The sequence below is a fragment of the Thermococcus sp. genome (genome assembly GCF_027011145.1).
Lineage (GTDB): Archaea > Methanobacteriota_B > Thermococci > Thermococcales > Thermococcaceae > Thermococcus.
Genome location: NZ_JALVAO010000034.1, coordinates 21051 through 39014, shown reverse-complemented (window position 1 = coordinate 39014; position 17964 = coordinate 21051). Strand labels below are relative to the sequence as shown.

Sequence of the window (17964 nt, the reverse complement as noted above, 5' to 3'; positions counted from 1 at the left end):
AAATGGATGTTTACCGGGCCAAATTCGGAACGCCCGACAGGGGCTGGGTCGTTTTGGTGCACGGCCTCGGCGAGCACAGCGGTCGCTACGGAAAGCTGATAGGAATGCTGAACGAGGCTGGTTTTGCCGTTTACACCTTCGACTGGCCGGGACACGGGAAGAGCCCCGGCAAAAGGGGGCACGCGAGCATTGAGGAAACACTGGAGATAATCGACTCCATAATCGAGGAAATAGGGGAGGAGCCCTTCATCTTTGGCCACAGCCTCGGCGGTCTAACAGTTATCCGCTACGCAGAGACGAGGAGCAATAGGATAAAGGGCATAGTCGCTTCATCACCTGCCCTCGCGAAGAGCCCCGAAACGCCGGGCTTTATGGTCGCCTTGGCAAAGTTCCTCGGGAAGATTGCACCGGGAATAACGCTGTCCAACGGCATAAGGCCGGAACTCCTCTCCAGAAACAGGGACGCCGTGAGGAGGTACGTGGAGGACCCTCTGGTCCACGATAGGATTTCGGCAAAGCTCGGCAGGAGCATATTCGTCAACATGGAACTGGCCCACTTGGAAGCCGACAGGATAAAAGTCCCGGTTCTCCTTCTTGTGGGGACAGGCGATGTGATAACCCCGCCAGAAGGAGCTAAAAGGCTCTTTGATAGGCTAAAGGTCAAGGACAAGACGCTGAAGGAGTTTCCGGGGGCTTACCACGAGATATTCGAGGACCCGGAGTGGGGAGATGATTTTCACAGAACGGTTGTTGAGTGGTTGCTGGAGCACTCTGGTTAGATGTTTTCCCTCCTGTCTATTATGTGCTCCAGCTCCGGCCCGGTCTTTATGAGGGCAACGGGCACTCCAACCCTCTCCTCTATTTCCTCCACGAACTCCTTCGCCTTTCTTGGCAACTCCTCATAATCGGTTATGCCGAAGGCGTCTCTGTCGTATTTGTCGAGCATCGTCAAAGCCAGCATCGTTGCCCCGTTTAGCTTAGCAGAGTAGCGCGCGAAATCGAAGTCGAACCAGCCCACTCTTCTCCTTCTCCCAGTCACGGTTCCGTACTCAACGAGTCCGAGCTTTTCAGCCTCTTCCTGACTCATCTCAGTTGGGAACGGTCCGGCTCCAACGCGCGTCGGGAAACTCTTGAAGACGACTATGACGTCGTCAACCCTCGTTGGACCTATTCCAACGTCGCTTGCTATGGCGGAGGCCGTGGTGTCCTTTGAGGTAACGTAGGGGTACGTCCCGTAGTAGAGGCTCAGTCCAAAGCCCTGCGTTCCCTCGATAAGAACGAGCTTGCCCTCGTCCAAAGCGTCGTTGACCTCAGCTGCAACGTCCGTAAGATAGGGCTCGAGTTCCTTAATGTCCCTCGCGAGCTTGGCCCTTCTCATGACCCTGTCCGCGTTGGCCGGCCCGCAACCGCTTCCGGTGGTGCCTATTTTATCGTGGAGGTGACTGCTGGAGCGATCGAGTTGTTTGTGCTTCTCCTCGATTATCGCACAGCGATAGTCTATACCAACTCTTTGAGCGACGTCGAAGTCCCTGAGATGTTCGAGCTCGTGGAAGAACACTTCGGGGTCAACGAGGACGCCGGCTCCGACGAGAAGCCTCGCCTTGGTCTGCATAAAACCCGTCGGGAGCTGTCTGACCGCGTATCTCTTTCCGTTGATAAAAACGCTGTGTCCGGCGTTCGTCCCGACACCGCCACGAGCTATTACCTCAGGTTCATCTCTCAGGGCAAGATAGGCTATGATTGCACCCTTCCCCTCGTCTCCCCATTGACCGCCAACAACGATGTAGCTCGGCATGTCCCCTTACCAATGTTTAAGTTAAGAAGATGTTTTTAACTGTTTCTAAGTAGGCATATACATGTGAATAATCTCGAGGAACGTTCAAAAATTTAAAACCGTATGAAGCACAACTTTAAAGTACATCAATGACGAACTCCGTATTGTGATGCCCATGATAACTTCTGATGTTAAGGTTGTTCTTGGAAAGGAGAAACTGCTCCTAGTAGAATTTCCCGAAGGAAAAATCTTAGTTGAGATAACACTCGATGAGCTCGCAGAAATAATGGAATTCCGATATGCTATACCGTGGAACAGAAGCAAAGATACACTTGAAAAGCTGTTTTTGATAATAGAAGACATTCTCAACGCATACTCAGGTCTTTACGAAAAATCCCTAACGAAGGAGGACCTAATGAGGGCTGTGAAATTAAGGAGGAGTTAATCTGGAGAAAGAGACTTAAAGGGCGTGTCACTACTCCCCAGGGGTTGACCATGAGGAACAAGCTTATCGTCGTTACCGGTGGAGCGGGATTCATAGGCTCTCATATAGCCTGGGAGCTCGTCAAGGACAACGAGGTTATCGTGATAGACAACCTCTACACTGGAAAGGAGGAAAACGTCCCGCCCGGGGCGAAGCTGATAAAGGCCGATATCCGGGACTACAGCGCGATAGCGGAGCTGATAAGCAACGCCGACTACATCTTTCACGAGGCGGCCCAGGTTAGTGTCGTTGAAAGCATCCGAGACCCGGTTTTTACGGAGGAGGTAAACGTCTTGGGAACGCTCAACGTTCTCAAGGCCCTCCTTGAGGGACACGGAAAGCTGATATTCGCTTCTTCTGCCGCCGTGTACGGGGATAATCCAAACCTTCCGCTCAAGGAAACCGAGAGGCCGAGACCTCTCTCGCCCTACGGGGTAACAAAAGCTATCGCAGAGGAATACCTGAGGGTCTACCACGAACTCTACGGTTTACCCGTTGTCTCGCTCCGCTACTTCAACGTGTTCGGCCCGAGGCAGAGCTTCAACCAGTACGCGGGAGTGATAAGCATCTTCATTAACAGAGCATTGGCGGGAGAGCCCCTCGTGATTTTTGGGGACGGCAAGCAGACAAGGGATTTCATCTACGTGAAGGACGTCGTTAGGGCCAACCTCCTCGTTGCGGAGAGCAAACGTGCCAACGGGAAGGTCTTCAACGTCGCAACGGGAAGGGAAACAACGATTCTGGAACTTGCCATGAAGATCATTGAAATAACCGGAACGACGAGCTCTATAGTCTTTGACAAGCCCAGGCCGGGGGATATAAGGAGAAGCGTAGCAGACATAAGTGAAATTAAAAAGCTTGGCTTCGAGCCCGCGTTCTCGCTGGAAGAGGGGCTAAAGAAGACTGTGGAGTGGTATCAGGGACGGAAGTAAACAGTGAATGAGTACTCGCCGGTTTGAATGCTAGTTATGGTCACATTAGGAGGAGGACTCTTGTAGGGTCTAAATCCAATCCATTCGTAATAGCTAGTGCCTATACCTTGACCAATCACAAAGTCGTTGCGGTACGATGCCTGTGAAAGTCTATCGTTAGCAACCTCGTTTAGATTTGCAGTAAGCGTTACATTTCCTGATGACGTTATAGTAAGTTCATACTGGGCTATGGTTCCGACGGGCAACGTTGGGTATGATATTACCCGGTATACGACCAAGCTACCAAAAAATGAAAGAACCCAGTCAACACGATATAACGGGGACGAGTAGAGAATTATTCCTATACCTGTGGGATACGTTAACCCAAAATAGCCGGTGACGTTGTAGAAGAGATAATAGGGCCCATACTCAGAAGTAGAAGGTGCACTTAAATTGGCATTCATATCCACTGTATAACCATCGTAGCCAAAATAGGAGAGAGCACTTAAAAATTGCGAAAACAGAGTCGTCCCTACCGAGACAGAACTGCCTGAAGAAATGGAGAATGGAGATACACTAAACATCCAAAAAACATTGGACATATTAACGTACGTTGAATTGTACTGGGTGTAATTGCCATAGTGAAGCTGAAGTGTCAATGTTTGATACGGTGACAGATTAACACGTGTCCAGAACCATGTCTTTTGGGCAGAGGGAACGTATTCATACCAGTAATAGAGTCTGGTTCCGTTGGGGTATGTTATGTAAGGATATAACTTTGACCAGTTTCCGGGAAGAGTGAAATTGATGACATAGTATGAGAGGTTGGACCCACTTTGTTCTTGAATAGTTATGTTGAGAACACCAGAGCTTGGAGGGGAATAGCTTAGGGATGCTATCTCAATCCCCTGGGCACCAACCATTATCGGAGTATTGTTGCATGGATACGGGGTAGTAGTTACGATTACTGTAAAATTCTTGATCTCTGGTTTTGATATTATCCCCCCACCATAGTAGGAGTACGAGGTGTTGGTATTGTTGATAACGTATGGAACTCCAGCTTTTATCGAGATATTGCTTGCGTTGTATTGGAACACATCCTCTTGATAAGATCCAGTGTTGACATTATACCCGTATATTACAACTAAAACGCTCAAGTTTGCTGATGAAACATTGTTTGAAAACGTCATGGTTATGTTCTTCAGCGTGTATATTGAAGTTCCAAAAATGTAAGGTGTAGTTTCCCATCCTATTGTCACGTTTGCCGTATCCAAAAACTTGTTCAGTGAACATTCACCAACCCCAAGCTCTTGGACTTTAATGTTTAACCTCGGAACAGCTAACCCAAAAATAAGTAATACAACTATCACTGTGATTGAAATCGCTGAGACTATCCTTTTCAGTCCATTCATCTTAGCCTAACTCTGAAGAAGTGGTTAAATCCTTAGCGGTCGAGACAAAAAGTAAAAAAATCTTGGACTTAGAAGGTGTAGTAATCAACACCTCCGCGCTCTTTTTCGCGCTTCTTCCTGCCCTCCTCGAAGTTCTTGTAGTACTCCATCATGTACGGGGTTATGCTTGGTTTTACTTTCTTAAGGGCCTCCTCGAAGTCTCTCCTCGAGACCTTGAGCCTCTCAAGGAACTCCTCGCTCTCGCTCTCGACGAGCTCCCTCGGAAGTTCCCTCATAACCCTGCGCATCGCTATCAGTGCCGCCTCCCTGACAAGGGCCTCCAAGTCGGCTCCAGAATAGCCTTCCGTCCTCTTTGCAAGCTCCTCAAGGTTGACATCCTTCGCAAGGGGAACGCGCCTCGTGTGGACTTTGAGTATCTCCAGTCTGGCCTTCTCGTCCGGTGCTGGAACTAGGACGAGCCTGTCAAAGCGTCCTGGCCTCAGCAGTGCCGGATCAATGATATCCGGCCTGTTGGTGGCACCTATAACAACAACGCCACTGTTCCTCTCAATACCGTCCATCTCGGTGAGGAGCTGGTTGATGAGCCTGTCCGTAACGCGATTACCTTCAACACCCCTCGCCGGCGCTATGGCGTCAATCTCGTCGATGAATATCACCGTCGGAGCGGCTTGCCTCGCTTTGCGGAATATCTCCCTTATCCTCTTCTCGCTCTCACCGACCCACTTGCTCAGAACCTCCGGCCCGCGGATTCCGATAAAGTTGGCCTCACTCTCGTTTGCTACGGCCTTAGCGAGCAAAGTCTTACCCGTTCCAGGCGGACCGTAGAGGAGAATTCCCCTCGGCGGTTCTATGCCGAGCCTCTCGAAAGCCTTCGGGTATTTGAGTGGCCATTCGACTGCTTCTCTGAGTTCTTGTTTAACATCTTCGAGGCCTCCTATGTCTTCCCAGCGGACGTTTGGAACCTCGAGGAGGACTTCTCTCAACGCTGAAGGCTCGACCATCTTGAGAGCCTCATAGAAGTCCTCCTTTCTCACGCGGAGCTCCTGGAGGACCTCCGGAGGTATCTTCTCCTGTTCCGGACTTATCTTGCCCTCATTGATGAGCCTCCTTAGAACGACCATAGCGGCTTCTCTCGCTAGAGCGGCAAGGTCAGCACCAACGAATCCGTGCGTCTTATCTGCAATCTCCTCGAGCATCTTGTCTATAAGCCGGTTCCTTACCTCTGCATAGATTTCACCCTCGCTCTTCAGGGCTTTCTTTACCTCTTCCTCGTCCTTGGCCTTTTCAACCCGCTCAATCAAAGCGTCGAGCTTCTTTGCATCGAAGGTGCCCTTGGACTTCATCTCCCTGAGAATCCTCAGAACGGTCGCCTTGTCGTAGTCCGGTTCAAGGGGCATTCCTCTGGTGTGTATCTGGAGTATTTCCTTCCTGCCCTGTTTGTCGGGAACGCCGACCTCGATTTCCCTGTCAAACCTTCCCGGCCTCCTCAAAGCCGGGTCAATGGCATCAGGCCTGTTGGTTGCCGCGATTACTATCACTTTACCCCTGCTCTTCAGACCGTCCATTAACGTGAGTAGCTGGCTCACAACCCTCTTCTCAACTTCTCCAACGACTTCCTCTCTCTTCGGGGCTATTGCATCAATCTCGTCTATGAAGATGATACTCGGCGCGTTTTCCTCGGCTTCTTTAAAAATCTCCCTCAGCCTCTCCTCACTCTCACCGTAGTACTTGCTCATTATCTCCGGGCCGTTGATGGCTATGAAGTGTGCATTAGCTTCGTTTGCCACGGCCTTAGCGAGGAGAGTCTTACCAGTTCCCGGCGGGCCGTAGAGGAGAACACCCTTAGGTGGCTCGATGCCGAGCCTCTCGAAGAGCTCTGGATGCTTAAGGGGAAGTTCAACCATCTCGCGAATCTTCTGAATTGCATCGCTTAGACCGCCTATGTCCTCGTATGTAACCTCCGGAATGCTCTCCTCGCGGACTTCAACGGCCTGAGGCAGAACCTCAACCTCGGTGTTGTAGGTTATCTGGACTATTCCCTTTGGGACGGTGTTGACGACCACGAACTTGAGCTCGCCGAAGCCGAGTGGCATCGCCTCGAAGAGACCCCTGAGAAGGTCGTCGAAGGGAGAACCACCGTAGTATGTCTCGTTCCTGTTGCTCGCAACCAGGAGGTCGCCCTTAACGACGGGCCTTCCAAGGAGGTTCTGCTTGACCAAATCGCCCGGAATCTGGATGAAGACTCCCTTCTGGGCCGGTGCAAGGACTACCTTCTTGGCCTCCTGAACTTCCGCTCTTCTAACCGTTACGTAGTCTCCTATGCTTACCCCAGCGTTCCTCCTTATGTAGCCGTCCATCCTGATGATGTCCAGTCCCCTGTCGTCGGGATGCGGGTTTGCAACTATCGCGGCCGTCGTCCTTTCTCCAACGAGTTCAACTATGTCCCCGGGCTCAACGCCGAGCTGTCTCTGGTATTTCCTGTCGAACCTCACTATTCCCCTGCCGACGTCCCTCTTTAAGGCCTCGGCAACGCGAAGCTTTATCTCGTCAACCTTCTCCTCCTTACCTCCGAATATCATCTTGAACGCCCCCTGTGAATTTCAATAGCCTCCTCAAGGGTCAGGTTTCCGAGGGCAACCTCCCTTGCGAGGTAGGATGGAATCGTTATGTTCCCGCTGAGTTCCCGGCTCCTCCGCTTTATATCCTCGATTTCCCTCTTGGTAGGCTCCCTCACGTCGAGCAGTTCCCCAATGGTCGTCTCCTGCCCGGCCCTAAGGCCTATGTTGATTGAAGCCACGATGTCAACCACCGATGAGCTCTCAATTCCCCCGACCTTGGGCGTTGTCCTGAACTCGTTCACGACTATGATGGGGTAATCGTAGCCTAGCAATTCTCCAAGGGCCTTCAGCGTCATCGTCCTGTGCCTCTTCGCGCCGTGCCCGATTTTTATCTTAGCTCTAGGATACTTCTCAAGCAAATCGACGATGATTCCAACGTCCCTTGGATTCTTAAGCCTGTGAACCTCTATAACCCTCCCGTCGGCCACGACGCTCAAGCCCGGCCTCGCACCGGGGTCTATCGCTATGAAGACGTTCTTAAACCTCTCCCTGCCTTCGAGCTTCGCGAGGAGCTCGTCTATGAAGTTTTCGTCATGAACTACGACCTTGACCGGGAAGTCAACCTTATCCTTCTCGCCTGTCAGGACGACCTCAACGTCGTAGGGAACCCTCTCGCCGACGCGTAAGCTCAGGAACGGGATTTTATACTCCTTCAGCACCTTCGTGGCCGTGTAGTAGACCCGGGCGTTGCTCGTTACAATCGCTACCCTCATGGTTTTCACTTCTCACCTTGGGATATAAACCTTTTCCGAGGCCTCGCCCGAAGGACTTGGCCTTTTAAATTTTTGGAATAAAGTTTATAGGCCTTCAGTTCAAACTCCGGACGAGGGGAGGGTATGGAGCCACCCAAGAAAAAGAAGGTCGTCGATGAGGAAGAGGAGTTTTTAGATGAGGAGTTCGAGCTCGAGGAGTGGGACGACGAGGACTGGGAAGAGGAGTGGGAGGAAGAGGACTGGGAAGATGAGGACGAGTGGTGAGCCTCAGAGCTCTTGAAGTTTCTTTATATTCTCCCAGCGGTTGTTTTTTATGAGTTCAAAGTCCTCAAGGTTCCATACCAAGAAGCCCTCCTCCCTCAACCGCGCTTTATCCTCAATACTTCTCGCCACAAGCCCGTAAAACTTCTCCCACTCCTCCAATCCAACCAATTCAGCTTTCCTCTCCAGGTCCTTCAAGATTCCCCTCGCTTCCCTTTCACTAAGGCTTTTCCACTTAACCTCGACGAAGAGTGCTTTCTTCTCCCCCTCGTTCAAAGCGAGCAAATCAATCTCCTCTTTTTTGTGCCACCATCTTCCTATTTTAGTGAACCTGAAGGGGAGTTTATAGGCTTTGTTAAGCTCTATTAAAAACTGTCTCGCCACCTTTTCAAAAACAAAACCCAGGTAGTGGTCGTAGGTTTCCCTAATCTCCTCGGCGCTGAATGTGCCCTCCTCTATGCGCGAGAGATTCGGGAAGATAAAGCGGAACCAGAAAGCTAGAAAGTTGTCGGCCACGTAGTAGCGTCCCCGCTTTGAGGTCCTCTTTTCTGTAACCGGCACCTCTCTTACTATCAGCCCGGTCTCGATGAGGTTCCTTAGGTAGGGGCTGATGTCGGAATGCCTCAGACCGGTAAAGTCCCTTATCTCCTTTGGAGTTGTCTTTCCAAGGGCTATCGCCTCAAGGATTCTCTTGTAGGTGCTAACCTCGCTGAACTCGTACTTGAGTAGGAAGTCCACCTCGTCCCTGAAGAAGCTCACCGGACTGGACAGCTCTTTCTCCAGCCACTCCCAGAAGGGAAGCTTAACCTGCGTTATGTAGAAAGGAATCCCATCGGTCATGCCATAAACCTCAACGAGCTCCTTCCAGCCTGCCTTCGGAAAAAACTCCCTAAGGGAAAAGAAGCCCATTGGTCTTAGTTTCATTGAGCCCGTCCTTCTCCCGTAGAGGGGACTCTTGTAGCTCAGCACCTTTTCCGTCATCATGCTCACAGAGGAACCGAGGAGAACGAGCTTGGTGCTAGAATTCAATAAGTCGAGGTCAATGACCCTCTGAAATAGCGAAAGAATTTGGGGGTTTTCCTTTATCAGGTTCGGGAACTCGTCAATGACGATAACCTTTCCCTTCAAAGCGTGGAGGGTTCCTTCCCAGTCTTCCCTGGAGTATCTAACCTCGGGAAACACCCGCTCCGCGGTTTCTCGAAAGTGTCTTAGGTTATCGCCTTCGACTGCAAGGTAATAAACGTGGGGCAAATCTTTAACGGCTTCGAGAACGAGACGGGTCTTTCCCACTCTCCTCCGCCCATAGACTATTATGAGCTCAAAGCTTTTACCCGTTAAGCGCTCTCTGAGTGCCTTAAGTTCCTCTCTCCTGTCAATGAATGGGAACATATGATAATCACCATTATTATAATAGAAATTATCATTTTTAACGATTTCGGAAACGGTTTACGCGGGGGGCTTTTGAAGTTATAGTCTTTTTACACACCCTTCGAAGTCCCTCAAATCCCAGACTAAAAAGCCCTCTTTCCTAAGTCTTTCCTTTCCTTCAACCTTTTTCGCAATCAGCCCATGGTCCTCCTCCCAGTCCTCAAGTCCGACAAGCTCAGCCTTCCTCTCCAAATCCTTCAAGATTCCCCTCGCTTCCCTTTCACTAAGGCTTTTCCACTTCACCTCGACGAAAAGGGCTTTTTTCTCCCGCTCATTCAAGGCAACAAGGTCAATCTCCTCCCTCTTATGCCACCATCTTCCGATCTTTGTAAGTGCAAAGGGTAACTTTCCGGCTTTGTTCAGCTCCACCAAGAACTGCCTCGCTATCCCTTCAAAAGCCTTCCCAACATAGGTGTTGAAAGCCTCCCAGTCCATCTCAAACGTGCCAATCTCTATCCTCCCTTTGTTGGGCTTCACGAAGCGGAACCAGAAGTTGAAGAAGTTGTCGTTAATGTAATAGCGCGCCTTTTTGCTCCTCTCATTTTCCGTTACGGGCACCTCCCGCCTCACGAGTTCCAGGGAAATCAGAGTTCTCAGATACTTGGGCATGTCCTTTGTCTCGATTCCCGCAAAGTTGGCAATCTCGCTGACCCTGTGCCTTCCGTTGGCGAGGGCCTCAAGAATCAGGTAATAGCGGTGAACATCGCCGAGTTCTTCCCTTAAAATGAACTCGGGCTCCTCGTATAGTATTGAAATTGGCGAAAACACTGTTTCCATGAGCTCTCTCTCGAAGTTCTCGCCCCTGAAGAGGCGGAAGTACATTGGAACTCCCCCCGTTACGGAGTAAATCTTGACCACAGTCTCCAGTGGCCGATTCCTGAAGTATTCCGCCACATGGAAAAAGTTAAGGGGCTTCAGCTTAAGTTGTGCGGTTCTCCTGCCGTAGAGGGGGTTGTTGTAGCCCATTAGGCTTTCCATCAGGCCAATGAGGGAACCAGTGAGTATAAGGAAAAATCTGTCGTCAAGGATTTCGTCAGCGACGTGCTGGAAAACGGCCGGTGTGTTTTTATCGGACAGCATGAGGTAGGAAAACTCGTCAATTACCACAACGAGCCTTTCCGGGGCCTTGAGTTTTATCAGCTCGAAGGCCTTTCTGAAGTCGTCCACCTCCACCGCAGGCAGGCCGAGTTTTTCCGCGGTCTCAAGGTAGAACCTCCTCGCGTTGGCCTTCAGGCCGTCCCTATCGGCGAGAAAATATATGGCCGGTTTATTCCCAATGAACCTCTTCACGAGCTCAGTCTTCCCCACCCTCCTTCGCCCGTAGATGATTAGGATCTCCTTCTTTCCCGAGCCATACAACTTCTCAAGTAGCGCTAGCTCATCTTTTCGGTTCACAAACATTATCCTCCCTAAGATAATCTTTGTTGGGATAAACTTTTAAGGGTTTCTCAGATGGAATGTAGAGTAAAACACTTCCGCTTACGCAACCCATTTATACGTCAGCGTTTTTCTTTTCTTCCGGTGATAGAATGGCGTTCCTTAGGGTCGTTCCACTCGAGAAAGCCCTCGAGGTTATTGAATCCTTCCCGCTTGAGCCGGGAGTCGAGAGAGTTCCACTGGAGAGTGCCCTCGGAAGGGTTCTGGCGGAGGACGTGGTTTCCCCAATAGACGTCCCGCCTTTTGATAGGGCGACCGTTGACGGCTATGCCATTAGGGCCGAGGACACCTTCATGGCCAGTGAGAGCGAGCCGGTGAAACTGAAGGTCGTCGGTGAGGTAAACGCCGGAGACTTCCCTGACTTCGAGCTAAAACCCGGCGAGAGCGTCTACATCTCCACAGGTGCCCCCCTGCCGAAGGGTGCCGATGCCGTGATACAGTTCGAGGACGTGGACAGAGAAGGGGAAGAAGTAATAATCTACAAGCCCGCCTATCCGGGTCTGGGCGTCATGAAAGCTGGAACCGACATCCCTAAGGGCAAACCCCTCCTCAAGAGGGGCACGAGGCTCGGCTTCAAGGAAACAGCGCTCCTCTCGGCCGTTGGAATCGCTGAAGTGCCGGTTTTCAGGAAACCGAAGGTTGCCGTGATAAGCACCGGCAACGAGCTCGTCCTTCCGGGAGAGGAGCTGAAACCCGGCCAGATTTACGACATCAACGGAAGGGCGATAGCAGACGCGGTCAGGGAACTCGGCGGTGAGGCAGTATTCCTTGGCATAGCCAGGGACAACCGCGAAAGCCTGAAGGCCCTTATAGAGAAGGGAGTTGAGTGCTGTGACATCATAATCCTCAGCGGTGGCGCGAGCGGTGGTATAAGGGACCTGACGAGCTCCATCATAGAGGAACTCGGCGAGGTTAAGATACACGGCATAGCCATTCAGCCCGGAAAGCCGACGATAATAGGCCTGATAAACGGAAAGCCCGTCTTCGGCCTGCCCGGCTATCCAACGAGCTGTCTCACGAACTTCACCCTGCTCGTCGCACCGCTCCTCAGGAGGCTCATAGGACGGGAAAGCGAGGTCAGGAAGGTAAAGAAAAGGCTCGTCCACAAGGTCTTCTCTGTCAAAGGCAGAAGGCAGTTCCTTCCCGTCAGGATAGAAGGCGAGAAAGCCATTCCTATTCTCAAGGGAAGCGGCGCCGTTACGAGCTTTGTCGATGCCGACGGCTTCATTGAGGTTCCGGAGAACGTGGAAATCCTTGAGGCAGGGGAGGAGGTTGAGGTTACATTCTTCGGCTAAAGACCGTATTCCCTCGCCCACTTCTCGTATTTTCTAAGCGTTTCCCTCTTTATCGGACTCTTGACTTTCTGGAAGGCGTATCTGAAGTCCTTCGCCTCAAGGGGTCTAATTGTAAGTTCTTTCCCTGCTATAGAGCCGACCTTGAGCGGGTCGCTCAGTTCCGGGTTCATCTCCTCCAGCATGTGGAGAAAGGCGAAGGTGCAGGCGTTCGCTATTTCCCTCCCTGAGTAGAATCTCTTAACGGCCACTTTGGCTAGGGACTCAAGCCTAATCCTAAGCGGGAGCCCCCTCAGGTGGATTGCAAATATCTCCCTGGCGCTCTCCTCATCGGGCAGGGGGACGTAAATCCTCAGGGGAAAACGGGAAAGAATTGCCTCATCGAGGTCCCAGGGGGCGTTCGTTGAGGCCAGCGTTATTACGCCCTTTGAGTCGTGGAATCCGTCCATCTCAGCCAGTATCGTCCCCAAAAGCCTCCTGCCGGCGTCTTCCATCGAGGAGCGCTTCATTCCCAGCGCGTCGAACTCGTCAATAAAAACAACGCTCGGAGCCTTTTCTCTGGCCAGAGAGTAAATGGAAGACGCTATCCTGCTCGACTCGCCGAAGTATTTGCTCAGCACGTCGCTTATCTTCACCCCGATGAACGTGGCCTTCATGCTCCCTGCCAGGGCCTTTGCTAGGAGGGTTTTTCCCGTTCCCGGCGGACCGAAGAGCAGGATTCCCCTCCAGGGCTTGATTCCACCGGGAACCTTGGCCATGAGCATCCCAACGGCCTGAGCCAGAAGCCTCTTCGCTTCTCTCAATCCACCAACGTCGTTCCATGTTACGTTTGAGCTCGTGATTAGCCTTTCAAGGCCGTTGGAGCGCTTTTTAACATCAATTTCAACGTTTTCGGCCTTTCTCTCCCACTCCTCAGCCAGCTTGAGGTAGTAGTGGGAGAACTGCAACTCCTCAGAGGCCAATCTTCTCAAAAGGCCGGCGCACTGGAGGGCAAAGAAACGCGCCTTTCCGGCATTGCCTTCCTCAAGGGCCCTCTCGTAGAGGCTTTCATACCTGCTCAGAAGGGAGGAATAAGCCACTCTCATCGCGCCGGCCCCTCAAAGGGTTTGGGTTAGCCTTCTTATAGCGCTTTTGTGTAGGTGCTCGTGTAGGTTAGGAAACCTTTTTTAAACGCGGTGCCGTTCTTCCCTCAGGTGTTGGCTATGCTCGACATAAAGCTCATCCGAGAAAACCCCGAGCTGGTGAAGAAGGACCTCATCAAAAGGGGCGAAACCGAGAAGGTCAAATGGATTGACGAAATTCTCGAACTCGACAGGAAGTGGCGCGAGAACCTGAAGAAGATAAACCAGCTCAGAAAGGAGCGCAACCAGCTTGCTATACAGATAGGCAAGCGCAAGAAGGCTGGTGAACCAATAGACGATTTGCTCGCGAGGAGCAACGAGATAGTCAAGCAGATTGAGGAGCTCGAAAAGGAAGTCGAGGAGCTGAGGAAGAAGATAGACTACTACCTCTGGAGACTCCCAAACATCACCCACGAGAGCGTTCCGGTTGGAGAGAGCGACGAGGACAACGTGCCGATAAGGTTCTGGGGCAAAGCCAAGGTCTGGGAAGGGTTCCTTGAAAGCTTTAAGGAGCAAAGCCTTGGCAAGATGGAATACGAGGTTTTGAGCTGGAGGCCGAGGCTTCACGTTGACATGCTTGAGCTTTTGAGGGGAGCCGACCTAGAGAGGGCCGCGAAGGTGAGTGGTTCGCGCTTCTACTACCTCCTGAATGAACTGGTAATTCTCGATTTAGCTTTAATCCGCTTCGCACTGGACAAGCTCATCGAGAAGGGATTCACCCCGGTTATTCCACCCTACATGGTCAGGCGCTTCGTCGAGGAAGGTGCCACTACCTTTGAGGACTTCGAGGACGTGATATACAAAGTCGAGGGCGAGGACCTCTACCTCATCCCAACGGCCGAGCACCCCCTGGCTGGGATGCACGCCAACGAAATCCTTGACGGAAAGGATTTACCGCTCCTCTACGTAGGAGTTAGCCCCTGCTTCAGGAAGGAAGCCGGCACAGCTGGAAAGGACACGAAGGGAATCTTCCGCGTTCACCAGTTCCACAAGGTCGAGCAGTTCGTCTATTCTCGCCCAGAGGAGAGCTGGGATTGGCACGAGAAAATCATAGCCAACGCCGAAGAAATATTCCAGGAGCTTGAGATTCCATACCGCGTGGTGAACATCTGCACCGGTGATTTGGGCTATGTGGCAGCTAAAAAATACGACATCGAGGCGTGGATGGCCGGTCAGGGTAAGTTCCGCGAGGTAGTTTCAGCGAGCAACTGTACCGACTGGCAGGCGAGACGCTTAAACATCCGCTTCAGGGACAAAACCCACGAGAAGCCACGCTTCGTCCACACGCTGAACTCGACTGCCATAGCCACCTCGAGGGCCATCGTAGCTATCCTCGAGAACCACCAGACGGAGGAAGGCATCGTAAAGCTCCCGAAGGTCCTCTGGAAGTACACGGGCTTCAAGGAGATTTTACCAGCAAGTATGAAAGAGAAGTGCTGTCAGAGCTGAGTTTATTCCCCTTCTTTTCCTTCTTTTAGTTCATTTTTAAGGGTCTCAAGAGAGGTTATCGGTTTGACGCCCTCCTTCTCGCATGCATCAATGAAATCTGAATCGAGCGTTATGAGTGCAGAACACCTATAAAACTTTGCAGTAGCGAGTATAATGGCGTCGTTTGGCAGGAGGCCATGTTCGTCCATTATTCTCTTTGCCTCCTCAAACACGAACTCGTTTACATCCAGAAACCTGAACTCCTCCAGCAGTTCATACAGGGGAATCTTCTCGGCTCTTTTCACAAGCTCCTTCTCTTTCTTGAGTGTTAGGTAGCTCCTTCCAGTGATGCGTTTCAGATAGACGAAAATGACTTCTGAGGCCACCACATCGTTTATGCATCCCCTCGCATCGTACTCCACAAGGAGTTCAAGAATTGCCATCGCCTTGGGGTTACCTTTTAGATGCTCTATTATGACGCTGGAATCAACCATAAAGCTCTTCATAAATCTCCACCTTCAGCTCGGTGGCGCTCTTCTCTTCTCCCCTGAGTATTCCGAAGGTTTTCTGAAGGATACGCTTTTTCCGTTTTAGTCTTTCCACATACTTCTGAACATCATCCACAAATTCAGATGGAACTTCAATTTTGGTGACCTCCATCTTTCACACCATTCCTTTCTCGTTCTCAAATATTTTAACGATTTCTAAACCCCTCCCCGCTCCCTAACCTTTCTCCTCACGTTGGGGTCGCGGTCGGCTATGATTTTCAGGGCTTCCTCAAAGGTCATCCAGTCGGGAACCTCTTCGTTGAGGTAAATCCCGGTTCTCCCAATCGCGTCCCTCCTCGTGAGGACGTGGACGCGCTCGATGACGGTATCAACGCTCACTCCAAGGGTTTTCGCGACCTCGCTCTCCCTACCGACGACTTCCCGCTCTATGTGGCCCTTCTCCGTTGGGACTATGAGGATTAGCTTCTTGTTCACTCCCGGAACGCGCTCCTTTGTTTTGAGACCCCAGAGGTCTATAGCCCCACCCCAGCGGTAGAAGTCGAGCTCTCTATCCGTTGGCTCTATGAGGGGAAAGGTTACGGTGGTTTCCTCATCAATCTCGATTACGCCTTTGATGAGGTGCCACGGGGTTGCCATGACTATTTTCCTTCTCCTAACGAGGCCTTCGAGGGCCAGCTCAATCAGGTAGCTCGGAACCTTAATGGGTATGAATATGTCCACGTCGCTGTCCCTTCGGACGTCTCCTCTAGCCACGCTACCGTAGAGGAGGGGGTCAAACTGGGCCAGGCGCTCCATGATTTTTAGGGCTTTTTCACGCTTCTCCCACAGGTAGCGCCACCTCTTGGGGGTGTAAATTACCTCGCGCTCGTCCCAGATTCGAACGACCTTTTCCCTTGGCATCGGTGGGAATTTTGCGGGAAGTTTTAAAGACCTACCGATAGCGTTTTATACGTAACCGATAACTCACGGGTGGTGAAGAAAATGCCGGTGCTGGGATACAACATAACGAAGGTCGAAATGGAGAAACTGACGTCCAACATCCCCCCGGGAGAAATACAGGTCAAGTTATCTCCAAAGATAGAGGAGCTCCGCCTCGGTGAAATAAGGACTCCCACAGGAAAGATAAACGGTATCGAGGTTCTCTTTGACTTCCAGGTCGAGTACAACCCCCAGATTGCGAGGGCCTCCGTGAAGGGAGCAATCCTGTACATGCCTCCTCAGAAGGACAAGATTGATGCGATTCTAACGGCATGGGAAGATGAAAAGAAGCTTGACTCGGTTCTGCTCGTTGAGGTTGTCAACTTCCTCTCCGTCGAGCTCACTCCGATGCTGATTGTAATAGCCAAGGAGATGCGCCTTCCATACCACGTCCCGATTCCAAGGGCGGAACTCAGAACTCAGTGATGCCCTCTGCCTCCTGTATCTTTCTCCTTATCTCGGCAAGCTCGTCCCTCTTTTCCAGTATCTTGTCAGCGACCTCAAATGCCTTTTCAAGATTGTTCTTTTTAAGGTAGAACTCTGCAATGTCAATCTCGTCCATAACTTCGGTTGAAGTTTTCTGCGATGCATAGACCTTGGCAACTGCCAGTCTTATTCTTGTCTTTACTCCCAAATCACTAAGTATTTCGAGAGCATTCTTGTAGGCAACCATAGCCTCGTCAATCTTTCCTATCCCAATCAGGGCCTCAGCTGCTTCCAAGAGTTTCCTGGAAACGTTCTTGTCATCTCCAGCAGTTCGATAGGTACTGATTACTTGATTGAGCATTCTGATGGTGTTGATCCCTATAAGCTTGGCCCTTCCGTTGTTTCCTGCCAACAGATAGGCATATTGAGCTTTAACTAAGTATGTGGTTGTTTTATCGAGGTCGCCTTCTGAGTAAGCAAGCTTGCTGGCCTTTTCATAATTCTTTGCTGCGGTGTCCATCATTTCTATGAAATGAGCATCGTAGCCGAATATTACCCTAGTATACCTTGCCAATTCGTAGAATGCATCAGCGGCACCTCCAGCATCGCCTTCATTAACCTTCTTTTCCGCGACCTGTCCGTAGAGGGTTATGAGCTTCTCTGCAATTCTCTTTGCATCATCCGGGGATCTGGAAAGGGTATAATATCTGAAAGCCGATTCATACGCCCTTATTGCCAATCCTATATCCCCAGTTTCCTCGTAAGAGTTTCCAAGATCTTCATAAATTCCCGCAAATTCAAGGGCATACTTTCTTAAAAGACGGGTATCCTTGAGCGTAGCAAAGATTTCAAGAACCGTAAAGCAGTATTCATCGAGGAGATCTATATCAACCTCGGGTTTGGATATTTCCTCTTCAATCAGGTCAATATACAGATAGGCACTTTTGAGAAGTGAAGGCCTACCCTTTTCTATCCCAATCCTTCTTGCTAAAAAGTATCCGAAGTAGTGATAGAGTCTTGCGGCGTTCTCTTTATCCCCCTTCTCTTCATACCCTTTGGCCGCTCTGAGGATTAGCTTGAGTCCATCTTTGACTTTACCATCGTCTATGTATTTGAACCCGAGCTCTTCAAGCTCTTCAGGTGAAGCATCAATACCAGGTGAAATCAAAGTC

General features: G+C 50.9%; 18 protein-coding genes. 7 read left to right on the top strand and 11 right to left on the bottom strand.

Translation table 11 applies throughout. The annotated features are described in order from the left end of the window. Positions 1 to 2: 2 nt before the first annotated feature. Positions 3 to 779: an alpha/beta hydrolase gene (locus tag MVG27_RS03490; RefSeq protein WP_297548370.1), complete on the top strand. Its 777-nt coding sequence runs from the start codon at positions 3 to 5 to the stop codon at positions 777 to 779. On the opposite strand, the gene MVG27_RS03485 is transcribed toward MVG27_RS03490, so the two are convergent. Further along, complete coding sequence (locus MVG27_RS03485) at positions 776 to 1795, bottom strand: adenylosuccinate synthetase (RefSeq protein ID WP_297548368.1); 1020 nt, start codon at positions 1793 to 1795, stop codon at positions 776 to 778. The two genes, MVG27_RS03490 and MVG27_RS03485, sit on opposite strands and share 4 nt — an antisense overlap. Before the next feature lie 145 nt (positions 1796 to 1940). On the opposite strand from MVG27_RS03485, the gene MVG27_RS03480 reads away from it, so the two are divergent. Both MVG27_RS03480 and MVG27_RS03475 read left to right on the top strand, forming a co-directional pair. After that, positions 1941 to 2219, top strand: a complete 279-nt coding sequence (locus MVG27_RS03480; RefSeq protein ID WP_297548366.1) for a hypothetical protein — start codon at positions 1941 to 1943, stop codon at positions 2217 to 2219. A 50-nt stretch (positions 2220 to 2269) separates the two neighbouring features. Then, positions 2270 to 3190, top strand: a complete 921-nt coding sequence (locus tag MVG27_RS03475) for an SDR family oxidoreductase (protein WP_297548364.1) — start codon at positions 2270 to 2272, stop codon at positions 3188 to 3190. Here the strand turns inward: MVG27_RS03475 and MVG27_RS03470 are convergent. The 3 genes from MVG27_RS03470 to MVG27_RS03460 form a co-directional block, all read right to left on the bottom strand. Then, on the bottom strand, positions 3175 to 4581 hold the full coding sequence (locus MVG27_RS03470) for a hypothetical protein (RefSeq protein ID WP_297548362.1): 1407 nt from the start codon (positions 4579 to 4581) through the stop codon (positions 3175 to 3177). The two genes, MVG27_RS03475 and MVG27_RS03470, sit on opposite strands and share 16 nt — an antisense overlap. A gap of 68 nt (positions 4582 to 4649) precedes the next feature. Then, positions 4650 to 7160, bottom strand: a complete 2511-nt coding sequence (locus tag MVG27_RS03465; RefSeq protein ID WP_297556183.1) for a CDC48 family AAA ATPase — start codon at positions 7158 to 7160, stop codon at positions 4650 to 4652. Next, positions 7157 to 7912: a hypothetical protein gene (locus tag MVG27_RS03460; protein ID WP_297548358.1), complete on the bottom strand. Its 756-nt coding sequence runs from the start codon at positions 7910 to 7912 to the stop codon at positions 7157 to 7159. The genes MVG27_RS03465 and MVG27_RS03460 overlap by 4 nt, the downstream gene beginning before the upstream one ends. A 123-nt stretch (positions 7913 to 8035) precedes the next feature. On the opposite strand from MVG27_RS03460, the gene MVG27_RS03455 reads away from it, so the two are divergent. Continuing rightward, positions 8036 to 8176, top strand: coding sequence for a hypothetical protein (locus tag MVG27_RS03455; RefSeq protein WP_297469858.1), 141 nt, complete (start codon positions 8036 to 8038; stop codon positions 8174 to 8176). 3 nt (positions 8177 to 8179) lie between these two features. On the opposite strand, the gene MVG27_RS03450 is transcribed toward MVG27_RS03455, so the two are convergent. Both MVG27_RS03450 and MVG27_RS03445 read right to left on the bottom strand, forming a co-directional pair. Beyond that, the gene (locus MVG27_RS03450; protein WP_297548356.1) at positions 8180 to 9562 is read right to left on the bottom strand and encodes an ATP-binding protein; all 1383 of its coding nucleotides are present in this window, start codon (positions 9560 to 9562) and stop codon (positions 8180 to 8182) included. Between the two features lie 78 nt (positions 9563 to 9640). Then, positions 9641 to 11002 carry an ATP-binding protein gene (locus MVG27_RS03445; RefSeq protein WP_297548354.1) on the bottom strand — a complete coding sequence of 454 codons (1362 nt, stop codon included), beginning with the start codon at positions 11000 to 11002 and terminating at the stop codon, positions 9641 to 9643. Between the two features lie 128 nt (positions 11003 to 11130). On the opposite strand from MVG27_RS03445, the gene glp reads away from it, so the two are divergent. Next, the gene (gene glp / locus MVG27_RS03440) at positions 11131 to 12333 is read left to right on the top strand and encodes a gephyrin-like molybdotransferase Glp (protein WP_297548352.1); all 1203 of its coding nucleotides are present in this window, start codon (positions 11131 to 11133) and stop codon (positions 12331 to 12333) included. On the opposite strand, the gene MVG27_RS03435 is transcribed toward glp, so the two are convergent. Beyond that, a complete protein-coding gene (locus tag MVG27_RS03435; protein ID WP_297548350.1) occupies positions 12330 to 13415 on the bottom strand; it encodes an ATP-binding protein in 1086 nt (361 codons plus the stop codon). The genes glp and MVG27_RS03435 overlap by 4 nt on opposite strands. A 117-nt stretch (positions 13416 to 13532) precedes the next feature. Here MVG27_RS03435 and serS point away from each other — a divergent pair, with 117 nt between their 5' ends. Continuing rightward, positions 13533 to 14900, top strand: a complete 1368-nt coding sequence (gene serS, locus MVG27_RS03430) for a serine--tRNA ligase (RefSeq protein WP_297548376.1) — start codon at positions 13533 to 13535, stop codon at positions 14898 to 14900. A gap of 2 nt (positions 14901 to 14902) precedes the next feature. Here the strand turns inward: serS and MVG27_RS03425 are convergent, their stop codons facing one another. From MVG27_RS03425 to MVG27_RS03415, 3 genes are read right to left on the bottom strand one after another with little or no spacing between them, the layout of a single operon-like run. After that, entirely contained in the window at positions 14903 to 15385 is a 483-nt protein-coding gene (locus MVG27_RS03425; RefSeq protein WP_297556181.1) for a type II toxin-antitoxin system VapC family toxin, read from the bottom strand. Further along, on the bottom strand, positions 15366 to 15539 hold the full coding sequence (locus tag MVG27_RS03420; RefSeq protein WP_297548869.1) for a hypothetical protein: 174 nt from the start codon (positions 15537 to 15539) through the stop codon (positions 15366 to 15368). The genes MVG27_RS03425 and MVG27_RS03420 overlap by 20 nt, the downstream gene beginning before the upstream one ends. A gap of 44 nt (positions 15540 to 15583) precedes the next feature. Then, entirely contained in the window at positions 15584 to 16288 is a 705-nt protein-coding gene (locus MVG27_RS03415) for a nucleotidyltransferase domain-containing protein (RefSeq protein ID WP_297548871.1), read from the bottom strand. Between the two features lie 81 nt (positions 16289 to 16369). Here MVG27_RS03415 and MVG27_RS03410 point away from each other — a divergent pair, with 81 nt between their 5' ends. Further along, the gene (locus MVG27_RS03410) at positions 16370 to 16792 is read left to right on the top strand and encodes a hypothetical protein (protein ID WP_297548879.1); all 423 of its coding nucleotides are present in this window, start codon (positions 16370 to 16372) and stop codon (positions 16790 to 16792) included. On the opposite strand, the gene MVG27_RS03405 is transcribed toward MVG27_RS03410, so the two are convergent. Next, on the bottom strand, positions 16779 to 17960 hold the full coding sequence (locus MVG27_RS03405; RefSeq protein WP_297548873.1) for a hypothetical protein: 1182 nt from the start codon (positions 17958 to 17960) through the stop codon (positions 16779 to 16781). The two genes, MVG27_RS03410 and MVG27_RS03405, sit on opposite strands and share 14 nt — an antisense overlap. Positions 17961 to 17964 lie beyond the last annotated feature (4 nt).